The organism is Bifidobacterium sp. WK041_4_12, assembly GCF_041080795.1.
GTDB lineage: Bacteria > Actinomycetota > Actinomycetes > Actinomycetales > Bifidobacteriaceae > Bombiscardovia > Bombiscardovia aquikefiricola.
This window is the reverse complement of record NZ_CP129674.1, coordinates 600,475-616,163: the sequence shown is the minus strand read 5'-3', so window position 1 is coordinate 616,163 and position 15,689 is coordinate 600,475. Positions and strand designations below refer to the sequence as shown.

General features: G+C 53.4%; 14 protein-coding genes. 2 read left to right on the top strand and 12 right to left on the bottom strand.

Annotated elements, in window-relative coordinates; genetic code table 11:
- Positions 1 to 6: 6 nt before the first annotated feature.
- The 5 genes from gcvH to QN215_RS02625 form a co-directional block, all read right to left on the bottom strand.
- Complete coding sequence (gene gcvH / locus QN215_RS02645) at positions 7 to 417, bottom strand: glycine cleavage system protein GcvH (protein ID WP_369344586.1); 411 nt, start codon at positions 415 to 417, stop codon at positions 7 to 9.
- Between the two features lie 78 nt (positions 418 to 495).
- Positions 496 to 2,169: a L,D-transpeptidase family protein gene (locus QN215_RS02640; RefSeq protein ID WP_369344585.1), complete on the bottom strand. Its 1,674-nt coding sequence runs from the start codon at positions 2,167 to 2,169 to the stop codon at positions 496 to 498.
- A 261-nt stretch (positions 2,170 to 2,430) separates the two neighbouring features.
- A complete protein-coding gene (gene nudC, locus QN215_RS02635; protein ID WP_369345040.1) occupies positions 2,431 to 3,573 on the bottom strand; it encodes an NAD(+) diphosphatase in 1,143 nt (380 codons plus the stop codon).
- A 49-nt stretch (positions 3,574 to 3,622) separates the two neighbouring features.
- The gene (locus tag QN215_RS02630) at positions 3,623 to 4,474 is read right to left on the bottom strand and encodes an alpha/beta fold hydrolase (RefSeq protein ID WP_369344584.1); all 852 of its coding nucleotides are present in this window, start codon (positions 4,472 to 4,474) and stop codon (positions 3,623 to 3,625) included.
- Positions 4,475 to 4,522: 48 nt separating this feature from the next.
- Positions 4,523 to 5,149, bottom strand: a complete 627-nt coding sequence (locus QN215_RS02625) for an NUDIX hydrolase family protein (RefSeq protein ID WP_369344583.1) — start codon at positions 5,147 to 5,149, stop codon at positions 4,523 to 4,525.
- A 175-nt stretch (positions 5,150 to 5,324) separates the two neighbouring features.
- On the opposite strand from QN215_RS02625, the gene trxA reads away from it, so the two are divergent.
- Complete coding sequence (trxA, locus tag QN215_RS02620) at positions 5,325 to 5,666, top strand: thioredoxin (protein WP_369344582.1); 342 nt, start codon at positions 5,325 to 5,327, stop codon at positions 5,664 to 5,666.
- Positions 5,667 to 5,964: 298 nt separating this feature from the next.
- Complete coding sequence (locus QN215_RS02615) at positions 5,965 to 6,999, top strand: G5 domain-containing protein (protein ID WP_369344581.1); 1,035 nt, start codon at positions 5,965 to 5,967, stop codon at positions 6,997 to 6,999.
- Between the two features lie 350 nt (positions 7,000 to 7,349).
- On the opposite strand, the gene QN215_RS02610 is transcribed toward QN215_RS02615, so the two are convergent.
- From QN215_RS02610 to QN215_RS02580, 7 genes are all read right to left on the bottom strand, one after another.
- Positions 7,350 to 8,750, bottom strand: coding sequence for an NCS2 family permease (locus QN215_RS02610; protein ID WP_369344580.1), 1,401 nt, complete (start codon positions 8,748 to 8,750; stop codon positions 7,350 to 7,352).
- Positions 8,751 to 9,063: 313 nt separating this feature from the next.
- Positions 9,064 to 9,843 carry a phosphate ABC transporter ATP-binding protein PstB gene (pstB, locus tag QN215_RS02605; protein WP_369344579.1) on the bottom strand — a complete coding sequence of 260 codons (780 nt, stop codon included), beginning with the start codon at positions 9,841 to 9,843 and terminating at the stop codon, positions 9,064 to 9,066.
- A 57-nt stretch (positions 9,844 to 9,900) separates the two neighbouring features.
- On the bottom strand, positions 9,901 to 10,881 hold the full coding sequence (pstA, locus tag QN215_RS02600; protein ID WP_369344578.1) for a phosphate ABC transporter permease PstA: 981 nt from the start codon (positions 10,879 to 10,881) through the stop codon (positions 9,901 to 9,903).
- Entirely contained in the window at positions 10,878 to 11,831 is a 954-nt protein-coding gene (pstC, locus tag QN215_RS02595; RefSeq protein ID WP_369344577.1) for a phosphate ABC transporter permease subunit PstC, read from the bottom strand. The genes pstA and pstC overlap by 4 nt, the downstream gene beginning before the upstream one ends.
- Positions 11,832 to 12,038: 207 nt before the next feature.
- Positions 12,039 to 13,169, bottom strand: coding sequence for a phosphate ABC transporter substrate-binding protein PstS (gene pstS, locus QN215_RS02590; RefSeq protein WP_369344576.1), 1,131 nt, complete (start codon positions 13,167 to 13,169; stop codon positions 12,039 to 12,041).
- A 211-nt stretch (positions 13,170 to 13,380) separates the two neighbouring features.
- A complete protein-coding gene (locus QN215_RS02585) occupies positions 13,381 to 14,091 on the bottom strand; it encodes a response regulator (RefSeq protein ID WP_369344575.1) in 711 nt (236 codons plus the stop codon).
- A 40-nt stretch (positions 14,092 to 14,131) separates the two neighbouring features.
- Positions 14,132 to 15,475 (bottom strand): sensor histidine kinase, encoded by a 1,344-nt coding sequence (locus QN215_RS02580; protein ID WP_369344574.1) that lies wholly within the window; start codon positions 15,473 to 15,475, stop codon positions 14,132 to 14,134.
- Positions 15,476 to 15,689 lie beyond the last annotated feature (214 nt).

Here is a 15,689-nt window from a genome sequence, read left to right as displayed (position 1 = left end):
TGAGCGTTATGCCGCGATGATTTTTGCGTAGTCCTCGGCGCTCAATAAATCAGGCTCGTCGTCATCGAGTTCAATCTTAAGCAACCATCCCTCGCCATAGGGATCATTGTTGATGACGCTGGGATCGTCAGATGCCTCTCGGTTTACATACTTGATCGTGCCGGAAACCGGGCTGACAAGCGGTTCGACAGCCTTCGAGGATTCAAGTTCAAGGACCTCATCGCCTGCCTCAACGTGTCCACCGGTTTCTGGAAGATCAACGAACACCAAATCGCCAAGCTGATCCTGTGCATATTCGGTTACGCCAACAACCGCCGGGGATGTTGAAGTGTCAATCCAGACATGGTCCTGTGAATATTGAAGATGTTCAGGAACATCAAGATTCTGCGTATTCTGTGCATTCTGTTCTTCACTCACGACTATTCCTACCTTTCACATTGCTGATCTGTGCAACCACTGTGAGTCCTCGCTAAGCCGCTGAAACGGTTATCGAATCTAGCGAACAGCTCCTGTTGGCTGCGCTCCGATGACCTTGACCATCGTGCCGACTCCCGCATTCTCAAAGACCCATTGGGCGTCGTCCGCCGTCATATTGACGCAGCCGTGGGAGCCATAGGCCACAGGATTACCTGTTGCGATGCCCACCGGATTCCAAGGAGCAGAGTGGAATCCTTCACCACCGTTGAAGTAGCTGATCCATTTGACGCCGGGCGAGAAGTAGTCTGCGCCACGCATATCCTGCGTCTGGTACTTGATATTGACGTAGTAGGTGCCGCTGTCAGTCTGGGTGTCATCCTTGCCGGTGCAAACGTTGAAGGTTTTGACCAGCGTAGATCCCTTATAGACCGTTGCTATCTGCTTCGCGCGATCAACTTCAATCCACATGTCACCATTGGGCTTGGTGTAGTCGGCGACATGCGAATTGGTTGTGAACTTCTCCACTGAAGTCTCGGCGGTGATGGCTTGGGTGGAACCGTTTGTCAGGCTGTCGAGCACCTTCTGCGCCGTGGTATCGGTGTTGTTGATGGTGACGCCGTTGACGCCCTTGGTGGTAACTGTCAAAACGGTGCCCTGCGCGTTGGTAATGTCTTCCTGCGTTACAGGATCCTGATTGAGCTGCTTCGGAAGTTCAGACTGTAGATAGGCGCTTATCGCATCCTGATCGTATTGCAGCGTCACGGTTCCTTTGTCGAGGTTGCTCGTTGGCTTGATCCATGTTGCGAGCACATCGGCAGGAATGGTGAAGCTCTTGCCCTCGCCGTTGTTGATTTCAACGCTTTGGTCGATTTGCTTGTTGGCAGTGTCGGCAGTCTGCCGAGCGGCATCCTCGCTGATTGGCATTGACACCGAGCCATAGGTGATTGCAGCCGAAGTAGTCGAGCCAGGATTGTTGACGATCTGTGCGACCGCAGATTTTACCGTAGCAAGCTGTGGGGCCTTGCCCTGTCTGCCAACGGTGACCACGAACTGCTTGGTTTCCTTGTCGTACGCGACCGTTGAAGCCTTGGCTCGTTCATTCTGTGGGACGAATGTGGTGGTGAGGTAGTCACTCATGGCAGACTCGTCAGTCGAAGAGACGAGCGCAACCTGCTGTCGCTGGAATGGATTGATTCTCAACGCTCCGGCAGAGGATTTTGCCTGCAAGAGCTTGTTGACGGTCGCCTTGACATTGACCATCACGCCCAAATCCTTCAGGCTTACCTTTGTATCGTGCTCTGTATTATCGGCAACCTCAACGCGTGAATCGGAAACGGCCGACGTAACCGTCTGGGTCAGCTGAGCTGCATTCTGCCCGGCAACACTACGACTGCCGAACATGACACCAGGTGCCGCCTTATCCGAAAAATAGGATTGCGCCGCGAAGAATCCACCAACGGCTGCCGCTATCAGCAGGAAAAGCAGTACCAAGGTAACGATCAATCCCACATGCCCGTGAGATGTGGCCGCACCCTCGTCTGACCGATCCTCAAACTGTGAAAGATTCACGTCCGAAGCAGGCTGCGCTGTGGACGGCCCTGTGAACTGCGCTGCTGGAGGCAGTGGCGAGAACTGCATGGTGCTCTGCACATCATCGCTGGCATGGGACTTGGCATTTGCAGCATTACGTGAATTCCCGTGTGGCACAGGTGGTTCTGGAATACCTGAGTCAACATACCAGTTATCTGACATACTGGGCCTTTCTATGTCTCTCACACAGCTCATCTCATCTGGTTGACGGCTTGTCTCGTACTCGTCAATTCCCATTCGATGGTTGACCGGTGGCCTTCCAACTTTCGTGGCCGTGGACTCGCTGCGTTTGCCGTGCTGATTCTACTAGCAAAATGAGTTACAAGCCACCATATAACCCAATTATTGCAGTTGGCATGCCTTATGTTGCGAATTTCACATTTCGGCTAAATTATCTGCTATGTATAAGATACATGTCACCGTTTAGAACGGCATTCCATACCATTCCTCAATCATGTATCGCGCGATGGTCGCCTTGCCCGGAGCCTGCATTTCTCCGGTGGTAAGTGCTCGAATGAACTCGTCCCTGCTTACCCAGCGAGCGCTTTGCGTTTCGACACCATCGACATGGATTGACGTATCGCGAGCATACCCCTTGAACGACACCATCAACGAAGACGGGAACGGCCAGGGCTGAGAACCGGTGTAGGTAAGATCGGAGATTTCTATTCCTGTCTCCTCGTATGCCTCACGTCGGGCCGCATGTTCGAGGTTCTCTCCTGCCTCTACGAAGCCTGCGGTGACCGAATAGAATCCAGATTTCCATGCGCTGTTATGTTGCAGGAGCAACCTATCCTGTGCATCGACGATTGCGGTGATGACGGCGGGTTCGATCCTAGGGAATATGGTTCGATTGTCGTCCGCCGCATTCTGGCAGCGCTGCGCCCAGCCAGAGAAGACGCTGGTGGTGGCGGCACCGCAATGCGGGCAGTAGTGCGCGGCTCTGTGCCACATGGAGAGCGTTGCTGCTGTGGTGGCAAGCCCCGCCTCAAGCTTTGACGCATGTGGCGCGAATTCTCGCAATCCCACCCAGTCGCAGCGACTCTGTGCGAGTTCGAGAATGGATGGTCGAGCAGATGAGGATCTCGATGATGCGTCGGCGAAGAAATCATCGTCGACACTGCCATGCCTGGGGTTCGGAACCTCGGCAGCCATCGCGCTTCGTGAAATGTCAAGAGCAATATAGGAGTGACCTGCATGCGAACCAAGGAAGATAGGGATGCATTGCGAATCCAGCCTCGTGGTATCCAGCCCTGTAGTATCCAGCCCTGTGCTGCTTGCTTTGCTCGTCTGGCGCTGCGATGAAGATTCCGGTATGAGATCACGCACATAGCTTCCGGCCAGCATGGTCAATCGAATCTTGGCAACATCGTAGTCGACGAGCTTTCCCTGCCCCTGAGGAATGGCGACTTTGCCTGAGCGCACCAGCATGACACGCGTCGAATCATCTGCAAGCAGACTGGCAATCAACCCTGGGTCATCCCTGCGGTTTACCTGATAGTCGACATCATCCTGCGCCAGCGGCAGAAATGGCAGAACCTGAGTCAGCGCCAAAGGCGCGAACATGGATGCATTGCTGGATTGTGCATTTTCATTGTTGTCTGTAGACATGTGATCAGTCATGTACCCTACTTACCAGATCGAGAAGCGCCCGAGCTACCTGCTCGGGATGTTCGACTGCGCTGAAATGACCGCAATCTTGAATGGTGGTAAAGCTTGCACTGGTCGAACTCATTGCCCGCTGCAACTCCTTCATGGACTTCGGCGGGCTTGAAGGATCCAGTTCTCCAGACACAATTGCAGCAGGAACGGTGATCTGTGGCAGCACATCGCTCAAATCCGGTCGTCCGGCTGCCATGCGCTCACGCCATGCCACACCTTCCGGGCGTTGCTCATTCAACCAGGCGGTGAACCGTCTGATGAATGCCGCCGACTGCTTAACCGATGAATCGTTCTTCGTGGCATGTGCAAAGCCCATCACCGGTTCGATAGAGTTCGTCTTCTCACACTGCTGCGCTATGTTCAGTCTCTTTTCACGACTATGGTCAGTGTCGCCTTGTGCCTTGGTATCGCACAATGCAATTCCAGCAACCATTTCAGGATGCAGCTTCTGCATCATGAGTGCGACGTATCCGCCCATGGACAGTCCCACCCAGATGGCCTTGGTGTGCCCCAAGGACTTCAACAGATCCGCATACCCCTGCGTCATGCGCTCCAATGCCTGCGGATATGCTCCATCTGGATCGGCTGGACCGCTTGCTGCAGCGGTCGGTATCTCACTCATTCCGGCTCCGGGCATCTCTGGGGCATAGATTGAGAATGGCGGCACGTCATTAAGAGCAGAAAGGTCGCAGATTGCATGTGCACACTCGTCCCACATGCGATGGTCAATGGGGAACGCATGAATCAGCACCAGCGGAATGCCGAAACCATCCCGATACGTGGTGTTTTCTATCGTCATCGTCATATGTGATACTCCCGTCTACATCCATCCACTGTATGGTTCAGTTGTATCTCATGATTGTGAACCTGCCCATGCGAGCGCCTGCCGCACGATTCTTCCATGGCCATTGGGCATCTGGCTGATGAATTGGTCAAGCACCACGTTGGACGGAGCAACCCATTCAACATCCAGAGTCTCGTCACGAGGCTTGCAATCCCCTGCAATCGGAATGACATAGCACAGCGAAATGGCATGCTGGCGTGCGTCATAAAATTCCGATACACCGGGAGTGGGGAAGAATTCTGCAACGGTGAATGGCTGCAGGCTGACCGGAATCATTGGCAGGGCAAGTTCACCAAGATCCTTGGCAATGTTTCTGGCAATTGCCTCACGTAACGACTCATGGAACAGCACTCTGCCGGTGATGAGCGTGCGCTCTATCGCTCCATCCTCACACATGCGCAGCAGCGAACCAACCTGCTCGATCTGCCCGAACTCGTTGGTACGAACCGGCACAATCTCTACATATGCAATCGGCAGCTGATGCCTGGCACGGTCGATGTCCGCACTCCCCAGCCACCCTGGAGGGTTGTCGGCCCCGCTGACAAAGTCTTCAGGCGTGATGTGGTCAAATTCACCGCGCTTGCGATCGGCGTCGAAGTCGCCATCGTCGGGAATCTCATCATGTAAAACTGGCATAGCCCCATTATCTGTACAGCACATGACCAAAGCCTTTCCAAGACAAGGTCGGGTCATGGCAATGAGCCTAGAGCGTATAAGCCGAGGGTGAGCTAGATTGTGCTACATCAGCGCACTTGTTAGAGTGATGACACTAAGCATGCGGAGGCAACACCGCAGATGAAAGGCAATTACGATGGCAACACAGACAGTAACTTCACAGAACTTCGAGCACACCATTAATGACAACGATCTTGTCTTTGTCGATTTCTGGGCAACCTGGTGCCGTCCGTGCAAGGCGTTCGAGCCCATCTTCGAAAAGGCATCTGAATCCAATACTGACATCACCTTCGGCAAGGTCGATATCGATGCCAACCAGGAGCTCGCGGCTGCAGCTGACATTCAGGCCGTGCCGACTCTGATGGTGACGAAAAAGGGTCAGATCATCTTCAAGCAGGCAGGAGCGCTCCGCGCCTCCGATCTGGACGACTTGATCGCCCAGGCAAAGAAGGCTGACGTTTCAGCTCCAGAGAAGTAAGAGAACTGAAGCAGGAATGCTGCTGTTGCAGATGGTTGTCACACAAGGCACGAGGGTCATATCGTGCCTTTTTCTGTGGACGAGCACCTTTGTAGTGCAATGTCGGGAGTCCACTAACTTACTTTGTAACATGCATAAATAAGCATGCTGCGCTATTATGTTGAAATTGTGTAAGCATCAGCGCGTATGCGTTAAGGGTGCACCCGCCCGGCGCGGGACGAGAAGGCATTGTGATCCGAGATGGAATATATTCGGAACGCGCAGCTTAAGAATTTGTAGTCGAACATAGAGGAGAACGATGGTAAGCCACCGAAGAGAACGTATTTCCGTGTTCAAGGTCTTGACCAAAAGACAGCGAACCAGGCTTTTCGCAGGAGCTGCGGCACTCATTCTGGTAGGCACCGCGGGCATTGTGTCACGAGGATTCTATAGCGAACCAGAAGCGCAGGCAAAGACTCAGGTCACGTCCTATTCCGCAACGCAGATGCAAGGCCTTGAAGTTTCCAGAGACTCAGTACGTAAGGCCATCAACGAAGGTCAAGGGGGATCTTCCACAGGCACGTCCTACGTCAAGGTAGTCATCAACGGTAAATCAAAACTGATTCTTGGCGACAACTTCACCACCGTGAAATCGGTGCTCGATGCGGGAGACATCACACTTGAGCCCGACGACACCGTTGCGCCAGGCCTGAACACCAAGGTCACGGAATCGACGGTCATTCAGATTTCACGTTCAAATAACGAGATTCAGTCCTCACAGAGCGAGATTCCCTTCAACACCATCGAAGAGAAGACTGACAGCCTTCCTGCTGGCACGACCAAGGTAGAAACCGAAGGCCAGGTAGGCATCATGGAGACCACCAGCCTGATTACCAAGGTCGGCGGCAAGGACTCTTCAAGCAACATCTTCGCATCGTATGTGAAGACTGCACCAGTGAACAAGGTCATTCTTATAGGCACGGGAACGGTTCAGGCTACGACTGCTGCCACCACCTCTGCAACGGTTCCTGTATCCTCAACGTCCACAACCCCAGTCGGAACGGCGCAGAGCATTGCACATTCTCAGGTTCTGGCCCACGGATGGAGCGAAAGCGACTTCACCTGCCTCGTTCAGCTGTGGAACCGCGAGTCTGGCTGGAGCACGACTGCAGCTAATCCTTCAGGCGCCTACGGCATTCCTCAGGCGCTGCCGGGCAGCAAGATGGCATCCGCAGGTGCAGACTGGTCCACCAACGCTGCAACGCAGATTACCTGGGGTCTTGGATACATCGCGGGACGTTATTCCAGCCCTTGCGGTGCCTGGTCTCATTCGCAATCCACTGGATGGTATTAAACCGTATTGCATCCATGCGATTGAGAATCAATCAATCGTTGCTCTAGCTGCTTATCAACGACGATAGGCGGCTAGGGAGTAGGAAAGTACATCTTCTGCCAGGTAGCCGCAAGAAGGCCTGTTTAGCGCTTATTTCGAGTGCGGTGCGGAATGAGCACAGAATCGAATTGTCAACATCGCAATCCTGGGAATGTACCAAACCAAGACAAAACCAAAACCAATAACAAGTGTGCCCGGTCTTCTTGAGATTATTCATATTTCTCAAGAAGACCGGGCACACTCGGTAAGCGGATTGGTTCATAGCTCAAGCAGCTGGAATCGCTGTGGAGACCAGCTGCCGATATGGAGGCTTAGAGCACTGCCTGAAGTACGAAATCAAGTACGAAGAGCAGGGCAACAACCCAGATGACGATGTTGACGTCCTTGGCCTTGCGCTTGAAGGTCATGGTGAGGCAGTAGACCAAGAAGCCCGCTGCGATGCCGTAGGAGATCGAGTAGGCGAACGCCATGAACACCGAAGTGAAGAAGGCAGGAATTGCTTCGGTGATGTCGTCCCACTTGATTTCGCGGAACGAGCTCATCATCATGCAGCCCACGAGCACAAGCACTGGAGCCGTGGCCGCAGAAGGAATCGCGGAAACGACAGGAGCAAGGAAGGCACTCAATGCGAAGCAGATCGAAACCACGACCGAGGTCAGACCTGTACGGCCACCGGCTGCGATGCCTGCTGCAGACTCAACGTAGGTCGTGGTGTTGGATGTGCCGAAGAGCGCGCCCATGGAAGTTGCCGTAGCATCTGCGAAGAGAGCCTTGTCCATCTTTGAGCTGAAGCCAGAGCCGTTCTCAAGCGCATCCTCGTCAGCCTGCGAGAAGATGCCGGAACGACGACCGGTTCCCACGAAGGTGCCGATGGTGTCGAAGGTGTCTGACAGCGAGAAGGCAAAGATGGTGATGATGACGATTGGCAGCTTTGCTGGATCGGAGAACAGCGAGCCAAAGCCTGCATGGGTGAAGATGGCCAGGAAGGTCTGCGGAAGCTCGCTGAAGGACTCACCAAGATTTGTTGCCGCGCTCATCGTCGTGATGCCCATAGGAATTCCAATGAGGGTCGTCAGTGCGATGGCAATAACAAAGCCGCCCTTATTGATGAATGAAAGGCGGCCCTTGAACTTGAATACCAAGAAGAAGATGGCGAGCAGAAGACCGATAAGGAACAGGATGGTCGTGCCTGAATTGAATACGGTCAGTGCAGGATTGGCGAGTGCCGGTGCCGTCTTGTCCGGGCTGAATTTGATGATGCCGACGTTGAGCAGACCGACGTAGGCGATGAAGATACCGATACCGCCGCCGATGGCGTGCTGGAGCATTGGCGGGATTGACTTGATGATGAGTTTTCGAATCTTGGTGGCCGTGATGATGATGTTAATCAGACCGCATACGAAAACCATGCTCAAGGTCTCTTGCCATGTGAAGCCAAGACCCTTCACGACGGTGAAGGTGAAGAAGGCATTCAGACCCATTCCTGGAGCCAGAGCGTAAGGCACGTTTGCAACCAAGCCCATGACGAGCGTACCGATGATGGATGCGATTATTGTTGCGAGAAAGACTGCCCCCCAAGGCATTCCCGTTTTCGAAAGCACTTCTGGATTCACAGCGATGATGTAGGCCATTGCGAAGAAGGTTGTGATACCTGCAACCACTTCTGTTGAGACGCTAGTCCCGTTCTCCTTCAATTTGAAGAACTTGTCCATACTCTCTTCTCCCTAGTTATAGATGTGTTGGACAAGGAGAGCATATCACCGGCAATAGCCCGCGATTGTTGCCTCATCAGACAGGATGTGCGTTAAGTCACACATCGGTACTTTCGCGCCAAAAATTGTAAAGAGAAATTAACACAAGCACCAAAATTTGGGTGCCTTTGCGCTGCCAAAAATGAAGAATGCGAGTTTTGCGGCAATTCTGAAGTATAAGCTCGATTTTTGGCTATTTCTCGTCACCATTTCAACGATTTTTAGCCTTGATACTTCAGAATTGCCGCAAAACTCGCAATCACTACATCTTGGATCATCCGAAGCGGCCAGAAATGTAGCGCTCGGTGTCCTTTTCGCCAGGATTGGAGAAGATTGTGGTCGTATCGTTCATCTCGACCAGATGACCCGGCTCCCCCACTGCCCGAAGATTGAAGAATGCCGTGTAATCTGACACACGAGCAGCCTGTTGCATGTTGTGCGTCACGATGACTATGGTGTAGTCCTTTTTCAGCTCGTTGATCAAATCCTCGACGGCAAGCGTCGAAATAGGATCCAAGGCCGAGCACGGCTCATCCATGAGCAGGACCTGCGGATGCACGGCGACTGCGCGTGCGATGCACAGGCGCTGCTGCTGTCCACCGGAAAGGCCAATGCCAGGATTACCCAGACGGTCCTTGACTTCCTCCCAGAGATTTGCTCCCCTCAGAGCCCACTCTACGAGTTCATCAGCATCAGACTGCTTGAGATGTCGATTGTTCAGCCGCACCCCTGCAAGCACATTGTCACGAATGGACATGGTCGGGAATGGGTTTGGACGTTGAAAGACCATGCCAATATCGCGGCGAACCGTTACAGGATCGATGTCCTGCGCATACAGATTCTGGCCTTCCAGAAGCACTTCGCCCTTGACATACGCGCCGGGAATGATCTCGTGCATGCGATCCAAGGTTCGCAAGACCGTTGACTTGCCACAACCCGAAGGGCCGATAAAGGCCGTGACCTTATTTGGCTCTATGGCCATGTTCACATCTTCAACCGCGAGAAACTTCCCGTAGTAGACGTTCAGATGATTAACATCTATGCGTTGTCCCATATTCGTTCCTTTACTTCACGATTCCTGCTGGAATCCGTGATGACACAGTCTTCGATTTTAGTTTTCGGTCTTTACTGCAAACAGCTTGGCTACCAGACGACCAATCAGATTCAGCAGCAGCACGATGATGATCAGCACCAAGGCCGCTGCCCATGCCCGCTCCATGCGAATCTGCGGCAGGCATGGCGGTATTGCCTTGATTGCCGCAGCCGAGCATGTTGCCAGACCTTGCGAATATTCCTGATAGACATACACGGGCAGGGTCGTCATGCGGCCGCTGAAAAGATTCAGGTTCGTCGTGGAAATAAAGCCCGCTGCAATCAGCAGGGGCGCAGTTTCGCCGATAACACGCGCAATGGCGAGAATCACGCCGGATACGATGCCTGGAAGAGCGGTTCTGAGCACGATTTTCGTAATCGTCCTCTGCTTGGTAACGCCCAGTGCATAGGCAGCCTCGCGCAGATCGTTAGGAACGATCTTCAGCATTTCCTCGGAAGTCTTGACCACGGTTGGAATCATCAGCAGTGACAGGGCAACCGAACCGACAAAACCATTCACTGTTCCCGGACCCACCAAGGTGTTGAACAGAGCGTAGGCAAACAAGCCCGCAACGATTGAAGGAATGCCACTCATGACATCGACCAGCAGACCGATTGATCGAGCCAATGCACCGTTATGCGAGTATTCGACCAGATACACGGCGCACATCAGTCCGAGAGGAATCGAAATGACCATCGATCCAAAGGTCACCAGAAGCGTGCCGATGATGGCATGAATAATGCCGCCGTAACCACCGCTGGGTGTCGCGTTCCCACCGACCACTCCTGACATGTTGTAGCTCAGGAAGTTCAGATTCAGCCGTGCCACACCAGCAGAAATCGTGGTCCACAGCACGGAGATCAGCGGAATCAAGGCAATCAGGAAGGCAAGGACGATGAGTATTCGCATCATCCAATCCTTGCGCTTACGAGCCGCAAGGAATGATCTGGTCGGCTTGAATTTGTCGAAGTCAATCGTTGAACGTGAATCTGACATCATACTCTCGCTTTCTCAGTGATTCTACGAGCTATGAAGTTCACGAGGAATGTGATCAGGAACAGAACCAGTCCAGTCGCAATCAGCGTGGAGACTCCCAAATCGTTCGCCTCAGGGAACTGCGCCGCGATGTTGGCCGCGATGGTCTGATTCTGCGAGGCTTGCAGCAGCTTGAAGGAATAGGACATTCCAGGTGAAAGAATCATCAGCACAGCCATTGTCTCGCCGAGTGCGCGTCCCAGTCCCAGCATGGATGCCGAAATCAGGCCAGAACGCCCGAAAGGCAATACCGCAAGCTTAATCATCTCCCACTTGGTGGCACCCATGGCCAAAGCCGCCTCTTGCTGCAAGCGAGGAGCCTGAAGGAATATGTCACGGGAGACGGAAGTGATAATGGGCAGAATCATGACTGCAAGCACCACGGAAACCGTTGCAACCGTGCGAGATGGGTTTGCAGCCGGACCACGAAACAGTGGAAACCAACCTAGATATTTCGCCACCAAACTCCAGAAACCGGTGATATGAGGCACGAGCACGATGCCTCCCCACAAGCCGTATATGACTGATGGAATGGCAGCCAGCAAGTCGACGACATAGCTCAACACCGTGGAAAGCCTACGCGATGCATAGTGCGATATGAACAATGCAATGCCGACAGCAATGGGAAATGCAAGGAGCAGGGCCAAAGCAGAAATCAGAATCGTGCCGAAAACCAGTGGCCCAACATATTGCAGGAAGTTATGCGCCTGCCCACCTGTGAATGAAACGATGGTATCCTCATTGGCCTTCTGACTGCCGGTCAGCAAAGGCATCGCTCGAACTAAAAGAAATAACGTCACGGCGGCCAATGCCACCAGAATCATGATTCCGGCCCCATAAGCCAGACCTTTGAACACTCTGTCGCCGGACTTTCCCGATGTAGTGTTCTGTGTCACCGTTGTCTGCGAACTCAAGGCTTCTCCTTCGTCGTATGCGATTCACGCATTGAGTCTCACTGTATAACCTTACCGGGATGCTTCCAGACACAGCAGAAGAACCGTACCTTCTCGGCAAGCAATCCGCCTCGCGAGGGACAAAGCCACTCACGAAACGGATTGCATATTCAACATGTCTCCTGCCATATCAGCACTCACGAATCGGTCAGAACCTGTGGAAGTCGTTCACTTGGTCTTGATGGCGTTGATCGACTTCATGACATCGGCGCGCAGAGATGCTGACATTGGGGCGCTTCCTGCACTGTCAGCGGCGGTCTTCTGACCTTCCTTGCTGACGACATAGGTGAGCCACTGCTTTGCAAATTCACCGTTCTTGGCAGTCTTGTATGCGGGGCATGCAATGTCGTACGAAACCAGCACGACCGGATATGCGCCCGACTCAGTGGTGTTGTGGTCAATCTTGATGACCACGCGGTTGGCCTGAGTTGCCGTATCATCCTTGGGAGAAGCATCGACGACCTTGGCAGCAGCCTCTGCTGAGTAAGGAACATAGTCGCTGCCGACCTTGACTGCAGCAGTGCCCAGGCTGCCAGCCTGTGAAGCGTCGGCATAGCCGATGGTTCCCTCGGCCTGGTTGACTGTCGTGATGACGCCGGACGTGCCCTTGGCACCCTGACCGACGTTGTTTGGCCAATTCTCACCAACCTCATATGACCATGCCGAACCGGCGGTGTCCTTGATGTAGCTGAGGAAGTTCTTGGTCGTGCCAGACTTGTCTGAACGGTGAACGACCGTTATTGCCAGATCAGGGAGCTTGACATCTGGGTTCATCTTGGCGATTGCGGAATCATCCCACTTGGTGATCTTGCCATCGAAGATCTTGGCAATGGTCTCACCATCGAGCTTCAAGTGCTTGCTGGTGCCGTTAAGACCAGCGGACTTGAGGTTGTAGACGATGGCGATTGGAGAAATGTACACAGGTACATCGAAGGCTGTGCCCGAAGCACATACTGACTTTGACTGGGAAACCTGGTCTGACGTCATTGCGGCATCAGAACCTGCCCAGACCGTTGAACCGGTGAGGAAGGTGCTCACACCTGCACCTGAACCGGATGGGTCATACGAAATCTTTGCATCAGGCTGCTTGTCCGCGAAGCCTGCAATCCATGCTTCAACGGCACTCTGCTGTGACGATGCTCCTGCGCCTGCGAATTCACCAGAGATTGAAGCAGCGGCAGAAGTTGAAGCTGAACTTGACGAAGTTGCATTTGTGTTGTCACCGCAAGCTGCAAGGGCTGCCAACATGGCGAAACCGGAGATTGCAGCGACGGAACGGATCAACGCATTGTTACGCATATATTCTTTCCTCTATCATCCTTGACGGTTGCCCGCCTGGGTGCCTTCCTCAATACATTGTGGCGGTCTCAAACGAACCGACCACACCCATCATGAACATGGCACATGGAAGTTCATGACAACTCCAAGCGTATTGGGTGAATCCGGCACCGTGAAGCGAATAAGGTTAACGGAGCATGAACAGGTGTTGATTTTTCGACGTTCGGAGGAACTAGTCTTTCGGTTCGTCGATTTTATAGCCGAGCCCTCGAACCGTTGTCAGATATTTAGGATGGGCTGGATCGTTTTCAATCTTCGAACGCACTCGCTTGACATGCACGTCAAGAGTTTTGGTATCGCCGACGTAATCCGATCCCCAGATGCGATCGATGAGCTGATGACGGGTCATCACCCTGCCCTTGTTCTGCAAGAGATATTCGAGAAGTTCGAATTCCTTGAGCGGAAAGAACACGTCACTGCCTCGAACCTGCACTGCATGCTCCCCAACCTGCATGGAAACCTCACCGCAGGTCAAAGGCATGTCTGCATGAACCGAATTCCCCCGCTCTGGAGCCTGGTCGCTCTGGTTGCGCCGAAGCACGGCACGGATCCTCGCCAGCAGCTCACGGAAGGAGTAAGGCTTGGTGACATAGTCATCTGCCCCGATTTCAAGCCCGACGACCTTGTCGATTTCCGAACTTTTTGCCGTCAACATGATGACGGGAACGCGCGACTGCTCGCGTATCCGCCTGCACAAGGCTATGCCGTCCAAGCCTGGGAGCATCAGGTCGAGCAGCACCAAATCGACACCGCCCTTGGTGAATATGTCAAGGCCTTCCTCGCCTGTCGCGGCTGAGGAAACGTCATATCCTTCCCTATTCAGCTGATATACCAGAGGCTCTCTGTACGATTCCTCATCCTCCACAATCAGTATGCGAGTCATGCAATGCCTTCCCTGAGTGTCACCATAGTATTGATGTCCTTTATATTGCGGCAGCGCCACCATCAGTCTCGTGCACATCGTTGACTTTCGAATGCCGAGGCAACGTTATCGTGAAGGTGGAACCCTCCCCTTCACGAGACCATACTGCAATGGTTCCCCCGCACTCCTGCACGCAATGCTTGGTGATGCTTAAACCTAGACCCGTTCCACCGGTTTCCCGCGAGCGCGCCGGGTCAACGCGATAGAAGCGCTCAAAGACTCGGCTGAGGGAACGTTCCGGTATCCCAATTCCCTGATCGACAACCTTGATACGAATATTCTGATCATCGGCAACGATTCCCACGGCCACATGCGTTTTCACCGGGGAATATCTGACGGCGTTCTCCACCAGATTCTTCACGGCCGTTTTCAATGCATCGGTATTGTTCACAATGAGCAAGGGGTTTGGGTTATCGTTTGTTGGTTTTTCGCCATCGAAGGCAATGCGCTGTCCGTTCATTGAGAGCATGATCTCAATATGCTTTGATTCAGCCTGTACGAGATTCTCCCGTATGGCGTCGGCTACCGTTTCCAGAACATTCGTCTGCTTGTTTTCAGAGACATCCAGCGTTTCCTCAGCCTTCTGCAATTCGATCAGCCTGCTGACCAACCCCGTGAGACGCTCGGATTCCTTCGAAATTCTTCCTGAGAAGTAGCGAACCGCATCGGGGTCATCCGAAGCGTCCGAAACCGTTTCTGCGAGCAGGGCGATCGCCCCGGCCGGCGTTTTCAGTTCGTGAGAGACATTGGTGACGAAATCGCGGCGCATGCGCTCGAAACTTCGCTGCTCACTGGTGTCCTGAATCAGGATCGCATAGATTTCACCGGCGACCCTGCCCACACGAACCCGCAGATTGACCTTCTTGGATGGCAGAACAGTTCCCGGCTGCACTCCCAGCCCGGAGATGCTCTGCGGCTGCATCGGTGCAGGGCTTCCCGACTTTCCAGCGGGACCGGCATAACCTTCGCGGTCGCATTCGATTTCACGCTCTCGCAATATGCCGTCAGCGGCGGTCTGGTTGAGCATGTCTATCAGTTCTTCGGAGACGAGACGGCCTCCATCGACAAGCTTCAATTCCTCGATGGCAGGACTTGCATATTCCACTGTTCGCTCGGGACTGAGCACGATGACGCCGCCGTACATGATCTGAATAAGCCCACGTTCAGCCTGAGCGGTGACGACGGTTCTTCCGAAAATCGAATCGCGACGTGCGTCATCGATGGCATTCTTCTTCGCTGTGCGCGAAGCGCCAAGCCTATAGAACCACCAGGCTACGCAGCACAGTGCCACGACAGCCACTGCTGCTGCAAGACTGATCTGCCATCCCAGCATGCCGATGTGCATTGTGTTTGCTCCCCTGAAGTCTCGATGATTCCTTGACTGTTCTTTGACGATTCATTGACGATTCCGCTTCCATGATATTGCCGGAACGCCACAATCATGGACAGGCAGGCCACATCGTATATCTGCCCGTGCAGGTAAACTTAACATTTTTGCGGGAGTTTTTTGCGGTGCAATTCTCTTGCGAAATAATTGTTGAATGTTCTAGGAACTCGAG

Bases quoted from the DNA above. Each gene is read 5' to 3' on its own strand.
- trxA (WP_369344582.1), top strand. From the start codon at position 5,325: ATGGCAACACAGACAGTAACTTCACAGAACTTCGAGCACACCATTAAT.
- QN215_RS02630 (WP_369344584.1), bottom strand. From the start codon at position 4,474: ATGACGATGACGATAGAAAACACCACGTATCGGGATGGTTTCGGCATT.
- pstS (WP_369344576.1), bottom strand. From the start codon at position 13,169: ATGCGTAACAATGCGTTGATCCGTTCCGTCGCTGCAATCTCCGGTTTC.
- QN215_RS02610 (WP_369344580.1), bottom strand. From the start codon at position 8,750: ATGGACAAGTTCTTCAAATTGAAGGAGAACGGGACTAGCGTCTCAACA.
- QN215_RS02615 (WP_369344581.1), top strand. From the start codon at position 5,965: ATGGTAAGCCACCGAAGAGAACGTATTTCCGTGTTCAAGGTCTTGACC.
- QN215_RS02585 (WP_369344575.1), bottom strand. From the start codon at position 14,091: ATGACTCGCATACTGATTGTGGAGGATGAGGAATCGTACAGAGAGCCT.
- QN215_RS02640 (WP_369344585.1), bottom strand. From the start codon at position 2,169: ATGTCAGATAACTGGTATGTTGACTCAGGTATTCCAGAACCACCTGTG.
- nudC (WP_369345040.1), bottom strand. From the start codon at position 3,573: ATGTTCGCGCCTTTGGCGCTGACTCAGGTTCTGCCATTTCTGCCGCTG.
- QN215_RS02625 (WP_369344583.1), bottom strand. From the start codon at position 5,149: ATGCCAGTTTTACATGATGAGATTCCCGACGATGGCGACTTCGACGCC.
- pstA (WP_369344578.1), bottom strand. From the start codon at position 10,881: ATGATGTCAGATTCACGTTCAACGATTGACTTCGACAAATTCAAGCCG.
- QN215_RS02580 (WP_369344574.1), bottom strand. From the start codon at position 15,475: ATGCACATCGGCATGCTGGGATGGCAGATCAGTCTTGCAGCAGCAGTG.
- pstB (WP_369344579.1), bottom strand. From the start codon at position 9,843: ATGGGACAACGCATAGATGTTAATCATCTGAACGTCTACTACGGGAAG.